This is a genomic window from Marichromatium gracile, from assembly GCF_004343155.1.
In the GTDB taxonomy this organism is placed as follows: domain Bacteria; phylum Pseudomonadota; class Gammaproteobacteria; order Chromatiales; family Chromatiaceae; genus Marichromatium; species Marichromatium gracile.
In genome coordinates, this window is the sequence record NZ_SMDC01000001.1 from 199,577 (window position 1) to 216,427 (window position 16,851).

Genomic DNA, 16,851 nt, shown 5'->3' on the forward strand with positions numbered 1-16,851 from the left:
CCGCGCCCACCGGGCACAGCGCCGGCCCCGCGGCGACGGGGCCGGTCGCGTCCGACGACCGGGGTCAGTACTGGTTCATCGGGCGGAAGCCGGGCGGCGAGGGCCAGTCACCCGGGGACGGGGTCTGCCGCGGCGGCTGGGCGCCGCGCTGACGCGCCTCGAGCTCCTCGACCCGACGCTTGAGCGCCTCGATCTCCTCGGCGGTGGCGTCGGGCGCACCAGCCGCCGCAGGCGCGACCGGTGACGCCGGCGTGGTCCCCGGCACGCCGGGATAGGCCGGGGGCGGCGCATAGGGCATGCCGTAACCACCATAGGGCGCGCCATATCCCGGACCGCCATAGGGACCATAGGGCGGCGCATAGGGGCCGTAGGGACCGTCGTAATAGTCATCGTCGTAGCGGTCACCGCCCATCCAGCGGCTGGGGTTCATCATGTCGCCGAAGTTGAACGCCGACACCGCCGGCACCTGCGCCAGCAGGGCGAGCAACGCGATCGCGCGCGCGGAACGTCTGGTGAACATTGGGACTGACACGGAGGTTCCTCCTCGTGGCTTGACGGGGTCCGGGACCGGGCAAGGTGTCGACGGGATCAGCCGTGACTCTGCGCGGCTTGATGGAAGTGACCGTGGCCGTGATGCTCGCCCTCCTGGGCATCGCCGTGCAACAAGGCGCCGTCGGGCTGGATCAGCGGGTGGATGGTGCGCCCGAGCGCACGTCTGGTGTCCTGCGCCTGCAGCTCGTCGCGCAGCCAGAGCAGCCAGGGTTCGAGCTCGCCGGGTCGACGGGTCGAGACCACGTCGAAGGGCGCCACGCTTGCCAGCGCGCGCAGATGACGCTCGGCGCGCTCGGGGTCGAAGTCCTCGAGCACCGGCAGCAGATCGCCCTTGGTGCAGAGCACCAGATCGGCGGCGCGGAAGATCACCGGGTACTTGGCCGGCTTGTCGTCGCCCTCGGGCACCGACAGCAGGGTGACGTTGCGGTGCTGGCCGAGGTCGAAGCTCGCCGGGCAGACCAGGTTGCCGACGTTCTCGATGAACAGCAGGTCGATGCCGTCGAGATCGATCTGATGCAGCGCCTGATGGACCATGTGGGCATCGAGATGACAGGCGCTGCCGGTGGCGATCTGTACCGCCTGCACGCCCTTGGCGCGGATGCGCTCGGCATCGTTCTCGGTCTCGAGATCGCCCTCGATCACCGCGATCCGGCAACTCGGCCCGAGCACCTCGATGGTCGCCTCGAGCAGGCGGGTCTTGCCCGCGCCCGGCGAGGACATCAGGTTGATCGCCAGCACGCCGTGACGGTCGAAGTGCTCACGGTTGTGACGGGCCTGATGATCGTTCTCCGTGAGCAGGTTGCGCAGCACGCTGACCGCCGCGCGACCGTCCTCGGTCCGGGCGTGACGTCCGCCATCGCGCACCAGGTGCTCGTTGCCGGGGGTGATGTTGCAGCCACAGGTATCGCACATGACGAGATCTCCGCTAGGGATGCGCTGTTGGGACGATGGCGCGACGTCTTGGCAGCGGTCGCGCGAACCCTGTCCGGGTCATCCATCCACCGGATGCTGGCGCCAACGTCTCCTGAATCCAAGCCTTGGCGTGAGTGTATGTCATCGCGACCGTCACCGGTTAGTCAGAATCCGGTCATGACGCCGGGGCGTCGGGGATCGACAGTTCCAGGTTGGCCAGCAACATCTCGTCGCCGCTGATCAGACGGGTGCGATAACCGTCGCACGCCGCACACAGCAACCGGTTGGGCTCGACCGTGCTCTCCGCGCCACAGTCGAGACAGCGCACCCGCACCGGCGCGGACTCGATCGCCAGGGTCGCGCACTCGGCGCGAGTCCCGGCGGCGGCCAGCGGATAGGCGCGCTCGAGCAAGTCGGGCTCGACCCCGGAGAGCGGCCCGATACGCAACAGGATGCGCTCGACCCGGGTGGCGCCGTGCTCGTCGGCGATCCGCTCGACCTGATCGAGCAGCGCCTGACAGATGGAGAGTTCATGCATCCCGCAACCTCCGCGCGTCGCGGCGGGATCAGCCCCCGCCCTCGAAATAGGTGTAGCCGTAGAGCCCGGCCTTGAGCTCGACGAACAGCCGCTCGCGGGTATCGCGATCGAGTCCGGCGGCATCGAGCTTGCGCCGGTAGTGGGCGAGCAGGGTCCGCGGCTCGAAGTGCACGTAGCTCAACAGCTCGTCGGTGGAGTCGCCACGCTCGGCCTCGCACAGCCGATAGCCAGACGGGGCCTCGGGGTCGAGCTCGACGTTGACCGCATCGGTGTCGCCGAACAGGTTGTGGATGTCGCCGAGGATCTCCTGATAGGCGCCGACCATGAAGAACCCGAGCAGATAGGGCGCGCCCTCGGCGGCGTCGGCATGGATCGGCAGACTGGTCTCCACCCCGCCCTCGTCGACATAGTGCTCGATACAGCCGTCGGAGTCGCAGGTGAGATCGTGGACCAGGGCGCGCGCCTCGGGCAACTCGTCGAGACGCTGGATCGGGGCGATGGGGAAGAGCTGATCGAGCGCCCAGACGTCGGGCATCGACTGGAACAGCGAGAAGTTGCAGAACAGCTTGTCGGCGAGCAGCGCGTTGACGGTATCGGCCAACTCGCGGTGACGCCGCACCGCCGGATCGAGCCGCGCCGCCAGGCGTCGACAGACGGCGAAGAACAGCTCCTCGGCACGGGCACGGGTGGCGAGATCGACGGCATCGTCGGCAAAGCCCGCGCGCAGCGCCTCGAGCAGCTCGCGCGACTCGGCATAGATCTCCTGGGGGGCACCGCGCCCGGCCTCGCGCAGCTGCTCGGCGAGCGCATCGAGCAGCGGCTGGCCCTCCTCGGCGCGCGGCTCGACGCCGAGCCCGGCGGCGCGCTCGCGATCGATGACGTTGGTGATCAGCACCGCATGGTGGGCGGTCAGCGCCCGTCCCGACTCGCTCAGCAGGTCGGGCTCGGGCTGGGAGGCGCGACGACACTCGGCGGCCACCGTCTCCACCACCGCGCGGGCATAGCCGGCGAAGCCGTAGTTGACCGAGCAGTAGTTGCGGGTGCGGGTGCCCTCGTAGTCGACCCCCAGCCCGCCGCCGACATCGAGACAGCCGACCGGCGCGCCCAATCGACGCAGCTCGACATAGAAGCGCGTCAGCTCGGCGACGCCGGCGCGGATGTCCTGGACGCTGGGGATCTGCGAGCCGAGATGGGCATGCAGCAGCCGCAGCCAGTCGAGCCGACCGGCCTCGCGCAACGCCTCGACCAGCGCCAGCACCTGATTGGCCGAGAGCCCGAACTTGGCCTTCTCGCCACCGCTGCTCTGCCAGTTGCCGGCGGCCGCCGCGGCCAACCGCACCCGCACCCCGAGCAGCGGCTCGACGCCGAGGCGCTCGGCCTCGTCGAGGATCAGCGCCAGCTCCGAGGGCTTCTCGATCACCAGGTGCACGCGCAGCCCGAGCCGCTGCCCGATCAACGCCAGACGGATGTACTCGCGATCCTTGTAGCCGTTGCAGACCACCAGCCCGCCGGGGGGCGAGAGCGCCAGCACCGCCATCAGCTCGGGCTTGCTGCCGGCCTCAAGCCCTGCCTGGCCGGAGCGCAGGATCTCGCGCACCACCCCGGCCTGCTGATTGACCTTGATCGGATAGACCGGCTGGTAGCCGCCCCGGTAACCGCAGGCGGCACCGGCCGCGGCGAAGGCCGCGGCGAGCGCGGCGACACGATGGCGGAGGATATCGGTGAAGCGCACCAGCACCGGCAGCGACAGCCCCTCGGCGTCGAGCTGCGCGGCGAGCGCGGCGAGATCGATCTCGACCGCGCCCTCGGGATCGGGACGGGCACACAGGTGCCCCGCCCCGTTGATGGTGAAATAGCCCTCGCCCCAACGGTCGATGGCATAGATCTCGTTGCAGCGTCGGGCCGCTTGATCCACCGCGCCTGTCTCCTCGCTCCAGAATGATGATGGCCGACCGCCGGGCCGGAGCCCGGCGGTCGCGGCCCCGATCAGGGCCAGATGCCGCGCTGCAGGGTCGCCCTGGCGAGTCGATCGAGCGCCTCGACCAGGGCGGCGGTGCGCAGATCGCCGCACAGCCCCTGCTCGGCGCAATCCTGGGGGAAGCCGCGCCAGCGCGCAACCACCCGGTCGGTGGCATCGAACATGCGGGTACGCAGCCGGTTGTTGACCTCCTCGAGCGACCAGCTGTGATGCTCGATGTTCTGCACCCACTCGTAATAGCTCACGGTCACGCCACCGGCGTTGGCGAGGATGTCGGGCAGCACCACGATGCCGCGCGCGGCGAGCACGTCATCGGCCTCCGGGGTGATCGGGCGATTGGCGCCCTCGACCACCAGCCGCGCCGCCACTCGCTCGGCGTTGCCGCTGTGGATCTGACCGCCGAGCGCCGCCGGCACCAGGATGTCGCACTCGAGCGCGAGCAGATCGTCGTTGGTGATGGTGCGACTACCGGGCAGACCGACCACGGTGCCGTGGGTATCCTTGTGGGTGTCGAGCAGATCGAGGTCGAGCGCGGCACCGTTCTCGGCGAGGATCGCGCCGCCGGAGTCGCTCACCGCGCAGACCTGCGCGCCCATCTCCTGGAACAACCGTGCGGCGATGCGACCGACGTTACCGAAGCCCTGGATCACCACCCGCGCGCCCTGCAGGCTGTCGAGCCCGGGCACGCCGCCGAGCGCGATCAACCGCTCGGCGGTGTAGACGCAGCCGCGGCTGGTCGCCTCGGTGCGACCGGCCGAGCCGCCGAGCTCACGCGGCTTGCCGGTGACCACCGGCAGGTTGTTCTCGCCGGGGTGGAGCTGGTCGTAGGTGTCGTAGATCCAGGCCATGGTCTGGGCGTCGGTATAGACGTCCGGGGCCGGGACATCGGTATAGGGGCCGATGTTGTCGCCGAGCTCGGAGATGAAGCGCCGGGTGATGCGTCGGAGTTCACCCTCGCTGAGTTCCTTGGGATCGCAGGCCACACCGCCCTTGGCACCACCGAAGGGCAGGTGCAGCAGCGCGCACTTCCAGCTCATCAGCGCCGCGAGCACCTTCACCTCGCCCGGACTCACCGCCGGGTGATAGCGGATGCCGCCCTTGCCGGGGCCGAACATGCGGCTGTGCAGCACCCGGTAGCCCTCGAAGTGGCGGATGTGTCCGTCGTCCATCTCCACCGGGACGCTGACGTTGATGGTGCGCCGCGGCAGGCGCAGATAGTCCACCAGCCCCGGCGGCACCTCACTGAGGTGGGTGCGGGCACGATGAAACTGCTCGGTGAGGATGCGCTCGGGATCGAGTTCATCGGCGAGCGGGGTGGACTGCGAGGATTGGGTGTCGGTCATGACGGCTCCAGCGATAACCGCCGAGCCCTACCACAGGGGCGTGCTCGGCACGGGGACAGGACCGCCCCGGACACCCGACCAGCCCCCTGAGGGGGCTGGTCGACGGTGGCCGTGGGGTCGGCCACCGACAAGGTTCCTCGGAAATATCCCCGCTTGCAACACGGAAAACGGCCAGGCCGCTCAGTCGCGCGGCGTGATCGTCTGCAGTCGCCAGATGTCGTGATTGTAATCGCCGATGGTGCGATCGGAAGAAAAGCGGCCACTGTGTGCACTGTTGAGGATACTCATCCGCCACCACCGCTCGGGATCGCGATAGGCCGCCGCGGCCTGCTCCTGGGTGTCGACATAGCTGCGGAAGTCAGCCGCGGTCATCCAGGGGTCGTGCGGGTTGCGGATCGACAGGGTGATGGCGTCGAAGATCCCCGGTTCGAAGCGGTTGAAGTAACCCGATTCGATCAGCGCCATCACCTCGCGCAGCGCCGGATCGGCGGCGATGATGCCGTTGGGATCGTAATGGGCGCGGGCCGCGACGACCTCCTCGGCGGTGAGCCCGAAGAGGAAGAAGTTGTCGGCACCGACCTGCTCGCGGATCTCGATGTTGGCGCCATCGAGGGTGCCGATGGTCACCGCGCCGTTCATCATGAACTTCATGTTGCCGGTGCCCGAGGCCTCCTTGCCCGCCGTCGAGATCTGCTCGGAGAGATCGGTGCCCGGGGCGATCACCTCCATCAGCGAGACCCGGTAGTCGGGCACGAAGGCCACCCGCAACAGGCCGGCGGTATCGGGATCGGCGTTGACCACGGCGGCGACGTTGTTGATGAACTTGATGATCTGCTTGGCCATCACGTAGCCGGGCGCGGCCTTGCCGCCGAGCAGCACGCAGCGCGGGGTCCAGTCCTGGGTGTCGCCCTGCTTGATGCGGTTGTAGAGATGGACGACGTGCAGCACGTTGAGCAACTGGCGCTTGTACTCGTGGATGCGCTTGACCTGGACGTCGAACATCGCCTCGAGCGGGAAGTCGACGTGACAGATCTGCGCCACCACCTCGGCCAGACGACGCTTGTTCTCCTGCTTGATCTCGCGCCAGCGCGCGCGGAAGGCGGCATCCTCGGCCAGCGGTGCGAGTCCCTCGAGACGCTCCAGATCGCACATCCAGTCACCGCCGAGCTCGGCGTCGAGCAACCGCGCCAGCCCCGGGTTGCACATCGCCAGCCAGCGGCGCGGCGTGACGCCGTTGGTCTTGTTGTTGAACTTGTCCGGCCAGAGCTCGTAGAAGTCGTGGAACAGCCCCTGTCTGAGCAGTTCGGAGTGCAGCGCCGCCACCCCGTTGACCGAGAAGCTGCCGACGATCGCCAGATAGGCCATGCGCACCTGCGGCTCGTGCCCCTCCTCGATCAGCGACATCCGCCGCAGCCGCTCGTTGTCGCCCGGCCAGTGCCGCTCGACCTCCATCAGGAAACGGGCGTTGATCTCGTAGATGATCTCGAGGATGCGCGGCAGCAGCTGCTCGAACAGTCGTACCGGCCACCGCTCCAGCGCCTCCGGCAGCAGGGTGTGGTTGGTGTAGGCCATGGTCTCGCGGGTGATGCCCCAGGCGGTGTCCCAGGAGAGCTGGTGCTCGTCGACCAGCTGGCGCATCAGCTCGGCGACCGAGACCGCCGGATGGGTGTCGTTGAGCTGGAAGCAATTGAACTCGGCAAAGCGCGAGAAGTCCTCGCCGTGCAGCCGCACCCAGTCGCGCAACACGTCCTTGATGCTGGCGCTGGCGAGGAAGAACTGCTGGCGCAGGCGCAGTTCCTTGCCGTTCTCGCTGGCATCGTTGGGATAGAGCACCATGGTGATGTGCTCGGCCTGGTTCTTCTGCGCCACCGCCTCGGTGTAGCTGCCGGCGTTGAACTCGTCGAGATTGAAGTCGTCGGTGGCCGCCGCCTTCCACAGCCGCAGGGTGTTGACCGTATCGTTGCGATAACCGGGCACCGGGAGGTCATAGGGCACGGCGAGCACGTCGCAGGTATCGACCCAGCGCACCGCCTCGCGCCCTTGATGATCGAGATAGCGCTCGGTGCGCCCGCCGAACTGTACCCGCTGGGTGAACTCGGGGCGCTCCAGCTCCCAGGGGTTGCCGTCGCGCAGCCAGTGATCGGGCTCCTCGACCTGGGCGCCGTGCTCGATCATCTGACGGAACATGCCGTATTCGTAGCGCAGCCCGTAGCCGCGCACCGGCAGCTGCAGGGTGGCGCAGGAGTCGAGGAAGCAGGCCGCCAACCGCCCCAGACCACCGTTGCCGAGCCCGGGGTCGGGCTCGTTCTCGGCCAGCTCCTCGAGCTGGACGCCGAGATCGTGCAGTCCCTTGGTGAGCGCATCCTCGAGCCCGAGGTTGAGCATGGCGTTGGACAGCGCCCGCCCCATCAGGAACTCCAGCGAGAGATAGTAGACGCGGCGGCACTTGTCGCCGTCATAGGCCTGGCGGGTACGCTTCCAGCGCTCCATCAGCCGGTCGCGCAAGGTGATGGCGAGCGCCGCGTAGGGGTAGTAGGCCGCCAGCGAGTCACTGTCGCGTCCCAGGGTATAGCCGTAATAGCGTTGGAAGTCCCGGGCGAGCCCTGCGGCATCCATCGGCAGAGAGGGCAGGTCGAAGAGGTGCTCGCTGAGCGGGTTCTGCAAGAGTGTCTTGTAGGGGGACATGGCGCACATGGGTCCTCAGTCGTGTTTGAAGATCGGCCGTCGGGCAGACCGCGACGCGGCGGCTACCGAACACGACCCGGATCGCGATCGGATCCTCTGAGCAATAGCGTCAGCAAGGCTGCGGGCCAGAATGCACGGTCCCACACGCGACTCACCGCAGATCATCATAGCCGCCGGTCGGGTCTGGTTGATGAAGTCGCAACCCGCAGCGCGGCGACCGGCACTCAGTAATACAGTGTGACCAGCCGCCAGCCCGGGCGCTGCAGGCGCAGTCGGAGGTACACCGTCTCGGCGCCGGCGGACACGAGACGCGCGCCGAACTCACGGGGCGCGACGAACCAGGCCCCGGCGAGCTGATCGGTCAGCGCCTCGCCCGGCGGTGTCGCGGCCTGCAACCGCTCGCACACCCAGTCGCGGGTCACCAGCTCGTCGAGCGCGCCGGGACCGTTGCGCCGAATCCCCGCCTCCAGCCACTGGATGAAGGCGTCGGAGAGCTCGCCGATCACGCTCTCGTGCTCCTTGTTGAGCCGGTGGGCGATCTCGGCGCGGATCGCCGGCAGATCGACCAATCCGTCGAGTGCCGAGCAATCGCCTTCGGCCAGGGCGCGATCGATCCGCCACAGGGTCGCATAGGGCCAGACGCAATAGAGCGACAGCAAGGCCAGCAGCGCCAGCAGCAGCGGTCTCAGGGCCGCCCCCAGGCGGCGCCAGCGGGCGGCCGACCAGTGGGCGCGAAAACGGAAGGGATCGGGAAACAGCGGCATCATCGCGCGAGTCCGGCGCTCAACAGGTCTCCTGGAACTGCTCGAGTGCCTCGCAGACATCGAGCCACTCACTCTCGGTCGCCACCAGCTCGGCCTCGAGCCGGCGGTGCTCTTCCATCAGCTCGAGCAACCGCGGCTTGGCCGACTCCTCGTAGAGCGCGGGGTCGGCGAGCGTCTGGTCGAGCGTCTCGCGCCGCGTCGCCAGCTGCTCGAGCGCGGCCTCGAGACGCCGCTCGCGCTGGCGCAGCGGCGCCATCGCCTTGCGCTGCTCGGCGGCCTGACGGCGCTGCTCGCGCCGCTCGTTGCCGACACGCGCCTGGGCCGACTCATCGGCGCCGGTGCCAGCGGCCACCCGTCCGGCGAGCCAGGCGGGATAGTCGTCGAGATCGCCGGCGAAGGGCGCAACCTGGCCGTCGTCGACCAGCAGCAGGGTATCGGTGGTCACCCGCAGCAGGTGACGATCGTGCGAGACCACCACCAGCGCGCCCTCGAAGCCCTGCAGCGCCTCGCTCAGGGCGTGGCGCATCTCCAGGTCGAGATGGTTGGTCGGCTCGTCGAGCAGCAACAGATTGGGACGCTGGTAGATGATCAGCGCCAGCGCCAGGCGCGCCTTCTCGCCGCCGGAGAAGGGCGCCACCGGATCGAGCGCGCGATCGCCCGAAAAACCGAAGCCGCCGAGAAAATCGCGCAACTGCTGCTCGGTGGCCTCGGGGTCGAGTCGGCGCAGGTGCGCGAGCGGGCTGTCCTCGGCCTGCAGCGCCTCGAGCTGGTGCTGGGCGAAATAGCCGACACGCAGCTCCTGGGCGCACTCGCAACGCCCGGCGAGCGGCGCCAGCTCGCCGGCGAGCACCTTGATCAGGGTCGACTTGCCGGCGCCGTTGCGCCCGAGCAGGCCGATGCGGTCGCCCGGCTCGAACCCCAGCCCGACCCCGTCGAGGATCACCCGATCGGCATAACCCGCGCGCAGCGCATCGAGCCGCAACAGCGGGCGCGGCAGGTGTTCCGGGACGGCGAAGGCGAAGCGGAAGGGCGAGTCGACATGGGCCGGGGCGATCAGCTCCATGCGCTCGAGCGCCTTCAGCCGACTCTGCGCCTGACGTGCCTTGGTGGCCTTGGCGCGGAAGCGATCGACGAAGCCACGCATGTGCGCGATCTCGCGCTGCTGGCGCTCGTGGGCGGCCTGCTGCTGGGCGAGACGCTCGGCGCGCTGACGCTCGTAGGCCGAGTAGTTGCCGGTATAGAGGGTCAGGCGGCGCTGTTCGAGGGCGAGCACCTGACCGACCACCGCATCGAGGAAATCGCGATCGTGCGAGATCAGCACCAGGGTGCCGGGATAGGCCCGCAGCCAGCCCTCCAGCCAGATCACCGCATCGAGGTCGAGATGGTTGGTCGGCTCGTCGAGCAGCAGCAGGTCGGAGCGACACATCAGGGTGCGCGCCAACGCCAGGCGCATGCGCCAGCCGCCGGAGTAGCTGTTGACCGGGCGGCGCTCGTCGCCGGGGGCGAAGCCCAGACCGTGGAGCAGACGCGCCGCGCGACTCTCGGCGCCATAGCCGTCGATCGCCTCCAGCCGCCCCAGCCACTCGGCGTGGCGCAGCCCGTCGCCGTCGGCCTCGGCGCGGGCCAGCTCGCGCTCGATCTCGCGCAGCTCGCGGTCGCCGTCGAGGACGAATTCGATCGCCGCGCGCTCGGTGTCCGGGGTGTGCTGGGCGACATGGGCGATCACCCAGTCGGGCGGCAGCGAGACGGCGCCGGCGTCGGCGCCGAGTTCGCCGAGCAACAGCGCGAACAGGCTCGACTTGCCACAGCCGTTGGCGCCGACCAGCCCCACCCGCTGACCGGGATAGACGGTGACGTCGGCGCCCTCCAGCAACAGGTTGGGGCCACGGCGCAGGCTGAGCTCTTGAAGTTGCAGCATGATGATCCGGTATCGGTTGCGAACACTGTGGTGCGCGGGCGAGAGACCCGCGCGATGCGTCTTCAGGGCCGCTCGGCGGCGCGATCGAGACGGCGATAGCCGATCGCCTCGCCGAGATGGGCCGGGGCGATCCGCGTCGCGCCCTCCAGGTCGGCGATGGTGCGCGCCACCTTGAGCACCCGGTGATAGGCGCGCGCCGAGAGCCCCAGCCTGGCCATCGCCTGCTCCATCATCCGTACCCCCGCGGCCTCGAGCGCGCAGTCGCGCTCGAGGCCAGCGGTGTCGAGCGCGGCGTTGGCGCACCCGGCGCGGTGCTGCTGGCGCTCACGCGCCGCGCACACCCGCGCGCGCACCGTCGCCGAGTCCTCGGCCTGCGGGGCCGAGGGCGCGAGCAACGCGCCGAGTTCGACCCGCGGCACCTCGAGCTGCAGGTCGATGCGATCGATCAGCGGTCCCGAGATCCGCGCGCGATAGCGCGCGACCTGCTCGCGACTGCAGTGACAGCGCCCGCCCGGGTCGCCGAGATAACCGCAGGGGCAGGGGTTCATCGCCGCCACCAGCTGGAAACGCGCCGGGAAGCGCGCCTGACGCGCCGCCCGCGAGATGTCGATATGACCCGACTCCAGCGGCTCGCGCAGCACCTCCAGCACCCGCCGGTCGAACTCCGGCAGCTCGTCGAGGAACAGCACCCCGTGGTGCGCCAGCGAGATCTCGCCCGGACGCGGATTGCCCCCGCCGCCGACCAGGGCCACCGCCGAGGCGGTGTGGTGGGGGGCGCGGAACGGTCGCTCGCGCCAGCGTGCCGGATCGAACGGCGTACTGGCACTCACCGAGCGGATCGCCGCGCTCTCCAGCGCCTCGTCCTCGCTCAACGGCGGCAACAGCCCCGGCAGCCGGCTCGCCAGCATCGACTTGCCGCTGCCCGGCGGGCCGATCAGCAGCAGGCTGTGGCCGCCGGCGGCGGCGACCTCGAGCGCCCGCTTGGCCTGCGCCTGACCGCGCACCTCGCGGAGGTCGGCGACAGTCGGCGCGGTGACGACCTCGCTCCCCTGCGGGTGCGGCCTCAGCGCACGCACCCCGGCGAGGTGCTCACAGACCTCGCCGAGATGCTCGGCCGGCAGCAGCTCGAGCCCGCCGACCAGCGCCGCCTCCTCGGCATTGGCGCGCGGCAGGATCAGGGTGCGCCCGGCCGCGCGCGCGGCCAGCGCCGCGGGGATCACCCCGCTGACCGGACGCAGCGCGCCGGAGAGCGCCAGCTCGCCGAGACACTCGCAGTCATCGAGTTCGGCGGCACCGAGCTGTCCCGAGGCGCCGAGGATGCCGAGCGCGATCGGCAGGTCGAAGCGCCCGCCCTCCTTGGGCAGGTCGGCGGGGGCGAGGTTGATGGTCAGACGACCGTCGGGAAAGCGGAAGCGGGCATTGAGCAGCGCCCCGCGCACCCGCTCCTTGCTCTCACGCACCGCCGCCTCGGGGAGCCCCACCAACGACAGCGCCGGCAGCCCGGAGGAGAGATGGACCTCGACGGCCACCGCCGGGGCCGAGATGCCCACGCAGGCGCGGCTGTGCAGGGTGCAGAGCGCCAACGCCGGGTCGCGACCGGGGTCAGTCGGCGTTCGACTGACGCGCGCCGAGCGCCTGCTCGAGCGCCGCGACCTGGGCCTCGAGCGCCACGACCTTCTCGCGGGTGCGGGCGAGCACCGCCGACTGCACGTCGAACTCCTCGCGGGTCACCAGATCGAGCCGCGAGAGGCCGGACTCGAGCGAGGCCTTGACGTTGCGATTGATGTCTTCCTGCAACACCTGCAGCCCCTTGGGCATGTTCGCGGCGAACCGCTGGACCAGATCGTCGAGTTGCTTGGGATCTAACATGATCGATTCCTTCGGCGCGAACCCACCGGCCCGCGCGCTGTGGATGAGGTTGGACGAGGCCGTCGCCCGCTTCCGCGGGACGGCGACAAGAACCGCGCTGAGGCGCCCTTGGGCCCACATTATAGGTGTGTCGCACGGTGCCGTCTGCGCCGATCGACGGTGCTGTGCCGCCTTCTTTTGGTGCGCTAATCTGACCGCCGACACCCTACCGGCACCAATCCGGTGCACTCTTCTGTTGCCACTTTGGCACATGATGCCGAAAAGCGTCTCCAACACGCCCCAAACGGCAACTGGCACGCGATGTGCTGATGTCCACTGAACGTTTTCGCGTCCCCGGCTCAACCCACACAGCCGACTGCGGCGCACATGGACGACAACCGCCACGACCCAACGCAAGCAAACAGAGGTATCAGTCAATGCAGCAAGCACGCATCGGCGCCATCCTGACCGCCACCGCACTGAGCGCGGCATTCATGCCCTGGCAGGGCGCGAGCGCCGAGGGCCCGCACTCGGTGAGCGCCAACATCGGCGTGGTCAGCAACTACATCTGGCGCGGCCAGAGCCAGACCGATGATCAGGCCGCCGTCCAGGGCGGACTCGACTACGCCCACGAGAGCGGCTTCTACGCCGGCACCTGGGCCTCCAACGTCGACTTCGGCGACAACACCAGCTACGAGCTCGACGCCTATCTCGGCTTCGCCGGCAACATCACCGACGAACTCGGCTACGACCTCGGCGCCGTCTACTACGCCTACCCCGACGGTCGCGACAGCGACTTCGCCGAACTCGCCGCCAGCCTCAGCTACCGCTGGCTCACCGCCGGCATCGCCTACACCGTCTACGGCCAGGCCGACGGCGCCCCGGGGGTCAACAACGACGAGGCGCTCTACATCCAGGGCGATCTCTACTACCACGCCAGCCTCGACTTCACCCTGCCCTTCGACCTCGGTCTGACCGTCTACGGCGGCTACACCGATTTCGAGTACAACGACGGCGGCAACGACTACGCCCACTGGGGCGCCTCGATCAGCCGCGAGGCCGGCGACTTCGGCACCTTCAGCCTGAACTACGACCAGGTCGGTCGCGACACCTACGACGACGACCCCAAGGTCTGGGTGGGCTGGAACAAGGAGTTCTGAGCGACAGCACACGCGCCCGCCCCCAACCCCGGACCGGAGCAGGGATTCCGGTCCTCACAGGAGTTCATTCGCGATGAAACTTGTTGCAGCCGTCATCAAACCCTTCAAGCTCGACGACGTGCGCGAGGCGCTCGGCGACATCGGGGTCTCCGGCATCACCGTGATCGAGGTCAAGGGCTTCGGTCGCCAGAAGGGCCACACCGAGCTCTACCGCGGCGCCGAATACGTGGTCGACTTCCTCCCCAAGATCAAGCTCGAGATCGCCGTCGACGACGGCATGGTCGACAAGGTGGTCGAGGCGATCAGCACCGCCGCCCGCACCGGCAAGATCGGCGACGGCAAGATCTTCGTGTTCAACCTCGACCAGGTCACCCGTATCCGTACCGGCGAGACCGGTCCGGACGCGCTTTGAGCCAGGCAGTGCTAGGAGATGTAACGGTGAATCCGATGCGACATTCGACGACCCTGCGCGCGCCTCTGCTGGTCGCGCTGCTGCTCTCGCCCCTGCTCGCCTGGGGCCAGGACGACGCCGCGCTGAGCGCCGGCGACACCGCCTGGATGCTGACCGCCACCGCGCTGGTGCTGTTCATGACCCTGCCCGGCCTGTCGCTGTTCTACGCCGGTCTGGTGCGCGCCAAGAACGTGCTCTCGGTGCTGATGCAGTGCTTCGCCATCGCCTGTCTGATGAGCCTCTTGTGGGCGGTCTACGGCTACAGCCTGGCGTTCACCGACGGCGGTGCCAACAACGCCTGGATCGGCGGCTTCGAGCGGCTGTTTCTCGCCGGACTGCAGGTCGACACCCTCTCCGGGAGCATCCCCGAGTCGCTGTTCATGACCTTCCAGATGACCTTCGCCATCATCACCCCGGCGCTGATGGTCGGCGCCTTCGCCGAACGGATGAAGTTCTCGGCGATGCTGATCTTCATGGCGCTGTGGCTGACCCTGGTCTACATCCCCATCGCCCACTGGGTGTGGGGCGGCGGCTGGATCGGCGAGATGGGCGCGCTCGACTTCGCCGGCGGCACCGTGGTCCACATCAATGCCGGTATCGCCGCGCTGGTCGCCGCCATCGTGCTCGGCAAGCGCAAGGGCTACCCGACCACGGCGATGCCGCCGCACAATCTCGGGCTGACGGTGATGGGCGCGGCGATGCTGTGGGTCGGCTGGTTCGGCTTCAACGCCGGCTCCGAACTCGCCGCCGACTCCACCGCGGCGATGGCGCTCACCGTCACCCAGCTGGCCACCGCCACCGCGGCGCTGACCTGGATGTTCGCCGAGTGGATCAGCCACGGCAAACCCTCGGTGCTCGGCATCGCCACCGGCGCGGTCGCCGGTCTGGTGGCCATCACCCCGGCCTCGGGCACCGCCGGCCCGATGGGCGCGATCGTCATCGGCTTCGCCGGCGCGATCTTCGCCTTCATCGCCTCGACCAAGGTCAAGCACTGGCTCGGCTATGACGACTCGCTCGACGTCTGGGGCGTGCACGGCGTCGCCGGTATCGTCGGCGCCCTGCTCACCGGCGTGTTCGCCGCCCCGGCGCTCGGCGGCGCGGGCCTGGCCGACGGTGTCGACGGCATCGGCGCCCAGGTGTGGATCCAGTTCGTCTCGGTGATCGCCACCCTGGTCTACGGCGGCATCGTCAGCCTGCTGCTGCTGCTCGGACTCAAGGCCACCATCGGGCTGCGCGTCGACGAGGAGCAGGAGACCGAGGGGCTCGACCTCTCGCTGCACGACGAGCGCGGCTATATCCTCTGACCCCGCCACCACGGCGAGCGGCTCCGGCCGCTCGCCCCGCTCCCCGCGCGGCGCCCGAGCGCCGCGCCCAGTCCGATTCGGAGGTCCCACCCGTGGAATCCACCACGCAGCTCGTCTATGCCCTGGACACCTTCTACTTCCTCGTCACCGGCGCCCTGGTGATGTGGATGGCCGCCGGCTTCGCCATGCTCGAGGCCGGGCTGGTCCGCGCCAAGAACACCGCCGAGATCCTCACCAAGAACATCGCCCTGTTCGCCATCGCCAGCACCACCTACATGCTGATCGGCTACGACCTCATGTACCCGACGGCGGGCAACGGCTTCGTCCCCGGTCTCGACTGGGGCTTTCTCTTCGGCGGTGACCACGACGCCGCGACCATCACCGCCGAGGGCCTCAACCACGCCCGCATGTCCGACTTCTTCTTCCAGGTGGTGTTCGTCGCCACCGCCATGTCGATCGTCTCGGGCGCGGTGGCCGAGCGCATGAAGCTGTGGTCCTTCCTGCTCTTTGCCACCGTGATGACCGCCGTGATCTATCCCATCCAGGGCTACTGGAAGTGGGGCGGCGGCTGGCTCGAGGCGGTCGGCTTCAACGACTTCGCCGGCTCCGGCCTGGTGCACCTGTGCGGCGCCGCGGCCGCGCTCGCCGGGGTGCTGCTGCTCGGCGCGCGCCGCGGCAAGTACGGCAAGGACGGCTCGATCAACGCCATCCCCGGCGCCAATCTGCCGCTGGCCACTCTCGGCACCTTCGTGCTCTGGCTCGGCTGGTTCGGCTTCAACGGCGGCTCCCAGCTCGCCCTCACCGGGTTCGACAACACCAACGCGGTGGCGGCGATCTTCGTCAACACCAACATGGCCGCCGCCGGCGGCACCCTGCTCGGTCTGATCACCGCCCGGCTGCTGTTCGGCAAGGCCGATCTCACCATGGCGCTCAACGGCGCGCTGGCCGGGCTGGTGGCGATCACCGCCGAGCCGCTCACCCCCTCGCCGCTGTTCGCCACCCTGATCGGTGGTGTCGGCGGCGTGCTGGTGGTGTTCTCCATCGTCACCCTCGACCGACTGCGCATCGACGACCCGGTCGGCGCCATCTCGGTGCACGGCGTGGTCGGCATGTGGGGGCTGATGGCGGTGCCGATCACCAACCCCGGCGCGAGCTTCGCCGCCCAGGCGATCGGGCTCGGCGCCATCCTCGGCTGGGTGTTCACCACCTCGCTGCTGGTGTGGCTGCTGATCCGTCTGGTGATGGGGCTGCGCGTCAGCGAGGAGGAGGAGTATGCCGGCGTCGACCTCGGCGAGTGCGGTCTCGAGGCCTATCCCGAGTTCACCGCCACGCGTCGCGCCAGCTGACCCTCCCCGTCTCTCCCTGTTGTTCCCGCGCTGCTCACTCCTCTGTTGTTGA

14 protein-coding genes are annotated in these 16,851 nt (G+C 69.2%); 4 read left to right on the top strand and 10 right to left on the bottom strand.

From position 1 onward, the window contains the following. Positions 1–64: 64 nt before the first annotated feature. The 10 genes from EDC29_RS00895 to ubiK form a co-directional block, all read right to left on the bottom strand. Positions 65–532: a hypothetical protein gene (locus tag EDC29_RS00895; protein WP_123142709.1), complete on the bottom strand. Its 468-nt coding sequence runs from the start codon at positions 530–532 to the stop codon at positions 65–67. Positions 533–588: 56 nt separating this feature from the next. After that, on the bottom strand, positions 589–1,464 hold the full coding sequence (gene hypB / locus EDC29_RS00900) for a hydrogenase nickel incorporation protein HypB (RefSeq protein ID WP_123139179.1): 876 nt from the start codon (positions 1,462–1,464) through the stop codon (positions 589–591). Positions 1,465–1,639: 175 nt separating this feature from the next. Then, the gene (locus EDC29_RS00905; RefSeq protein ID WP_123139178.1) at positions 1,640–2,002 is read right to left on the bottom strand and encodes a hydrogenase maturation nickel metallochaperone HypA/HybF; all 363 of its coding nucleotides are present in this window, start codon (positions 2,000–2,002) and stop codon (positions 1,640–1,642) included. A gap of 28 nt (positions 2,003–2,030) precedes the next feature. Next, positions 2,031–3,917 (bottom strand): biosynthetic arginine decarboxylase, encoded by a 1,887-nt coding sequence (speA, locus tag EDC29_RS00910; RefSeq protein ID WP_123142708.1) that lies wholly within the window; start codon positions 3,915–3,917, stop codon positions 2,031–2,033. A gap of 71 nt (positions 3,918–3,988) precedes the next feature. Continuing rightward, complete coding sequence (locus EDC29_RS00915; RefSeq protein WP_123139176.1) at positions 3,989–5,323, bottom strand: Glu/Leu/Phe/Val family dehydrogenase; 1,335 nt, start codon at positions 5,321–5,323, stop codon at positions 3,989–3,991. A gap of 180 nt (positions 5,324–5,503) precedes the next feature. Beyond that, positions 5,504–8,008, bottom strand: a complete 2,505-nt coding sequence (locus EDC29_RS00920) for a glycogen/starch/alpha-glucan phosphorylase (RefSeq protein ID WP_132228187.1) — start codon at positions 8,006–8,008, stop codon at positions 5,504–5,506. 224 nt (positions 8,009–8,232) lie between these two features. Beyond that, entirely contained in the window at positions 8,233–8,775 is a 543-nt protein-coding gene (locus EDC29_RS00925) for a DUF2939 domain-containing protein (protein WP_165913403.1), read from the bottom strand. 16 nt (positions 8,776–8,791) lie between these two features. Then, positions 8,792–10,690 (bottom strand): ATP-binding cassette domain-containing protein, encoded by a 1,899-nt coding sequence (locus EDC29_RS00930; protein WP_132228189.1) that lies wholly within the window; start codon positions 10,688–10,690, stop codon positions 8,792–8,794. 62 nt (positions 10,691–10,752) lie between these two features. Continuing rightward, a complete protein-coding gene (locus tag EDC29_RS00935; protein WP_123142706.1) occupies positions 10,753–12,273 on the bottom strand; it encodes a YifB family Mg chelatase-like AAA ATPase in 1,521 nt (506 codons plus the stop codon). A gap of 19 nt (positions 12,274–12,292) precedes the next feature. Further along, positions 12,293–12,559, bottom strand: coding sequence for a ubiquinone biosynthesis accessory factor UbiK (ubiK, locus tag EDC29_RS00940; RefSeq protein ID WP_062272149.1), 267 nt, complete (start codon positions 12,557–12,559; stop codon positions 12,293–12,295). Between the two features lie 416 nt (positions 12,560–12,975). On the opposite strand from ubiK, the gene EDC29_RS00945 reads away from it, so the two are divergent. The 4 genes from EDC29_RS00945 (at position 12,976) to EDC29_RS00960 (ending at position 16,799) form a co-directional block, all read left to right on the top strand. Further along, complete coding sequence (locus EDC29_RS00945) at positions 12,976–13,698, top strand: TorF family putative porin (protein WP_132228191.1); 723 nt, start codon at positions 12,976–12,978, stop codon at positions 13,696–13,698. Between the two features lie 73 nt (positions 13,699–13,771). Continuing rightward, the gene (locus EDC29_RS00950; RefSeq protein ID WP_123139171.1) at positions 13,772–14,110 is read left to right on the top strand and encodes a P-II family nitrogen regulator; all 339 of its coding nucleotides are present in this window, start codon (positions 13,772–13,774) and stop codon (positions 14,108–14,110) included. A 35-nt stretch (positions 14,111–14,145) separates the two neighbouring features. Then, positions 14,146–15,453 carry an ammonium transporter gene (locus EDC29_RS00955; RefSeq protein WP_123139170.1) on the top strand — a complete coding sequence of 436 codons (1,308 nt, stop codon included), beginning with the start codon at positions 14,146–14,148 and terminating at the stop codon, positions 15,451–15,453. A 92-nt stretch (positions 15,454–15,545) separates the two neighbouring features. Next, on the top strand, positions 15,546–16,799 hold the full coding sequence (locus tag EDC29_RS00960) for an ammonium transporter (RefSeq protein ID WP_123142704.1): 1,254 nt from the start codon (positions 15,546–15,548) through the stop codon (positions 16,797–16,799). The last annotated feature ends 52 nt before the right edge of the window (positions 16,800–16,851 follow it).

Coding starts and splice junctions, on each gene's coding strand:
- ubiK (WP_062272149.1), bottom strand. CDS start 12,559: ATGTTAGATCCCAAGCAACTCGACGATCTGGTCCAGCGGTTCGCCGCG.
- EDC29_RS00905 (WP_123139178.1), bottom strand. CDS start 2,002: ATGCATGAACTCTCCATCTGTCAGGCGCTGCTCGATCAGGTCGAGCGG.
- EDC29_RS00945 (WP_132228191.1), top strand. CDS start 12,976: ATGCAGCAAGCACGCATCGGCGCCATCCTGACCGCCACCGCACTGAGC.
- EDC29_RS00925 (WP_165913403.1), bottom strand. CDS start 8,775: ATGATGCCGCTGTTTCCCGATCCCTTCCGTTTTCGCGCCCACTGGTCG.
- EDC29_RS00920 (WP_132228187.1), bottom strand. CDS start 8,008: ATGTCCCCCTACAAGACACTCTTGCAGAACCCGCTCAGCGAGCACCTC.
- EDC29_RS00950 (WP_123139171.1), top strand. CDS start 13,772: ATGAAACTTGTTGCAGCCGTCATCAAACCCTTCAAGCTCGACGACGTG.
- EDC29_RS00955 (WP_123139170.1), top strand. CDS start 14,146: ATGCGACATTCGACGACCCTGCGCGCGCCTCTGCTGGTCGCGCTGCTG.
- EDC29_RS00930 (WP_132228189.1), bottom strand. CDS start 10,690: ATGCTGCAACTTCAAGAGCTCAGCCTGCGCCGTGGCCCCAACCTGTTG.
- hypB (WP_123139179.1), bottom strand. CDS start 1,464: ATGTGCGATACCTGTGGCTGCAACATCACCCCCGGCAACGAGCACCTG.
- EDC29_RS00915 (WP_123139176.1), bottom strand. CDS start 5,323: ATGACCGACACCCAATCCTCGCAGTCCACCCCGCTCGCCGATGAACTC.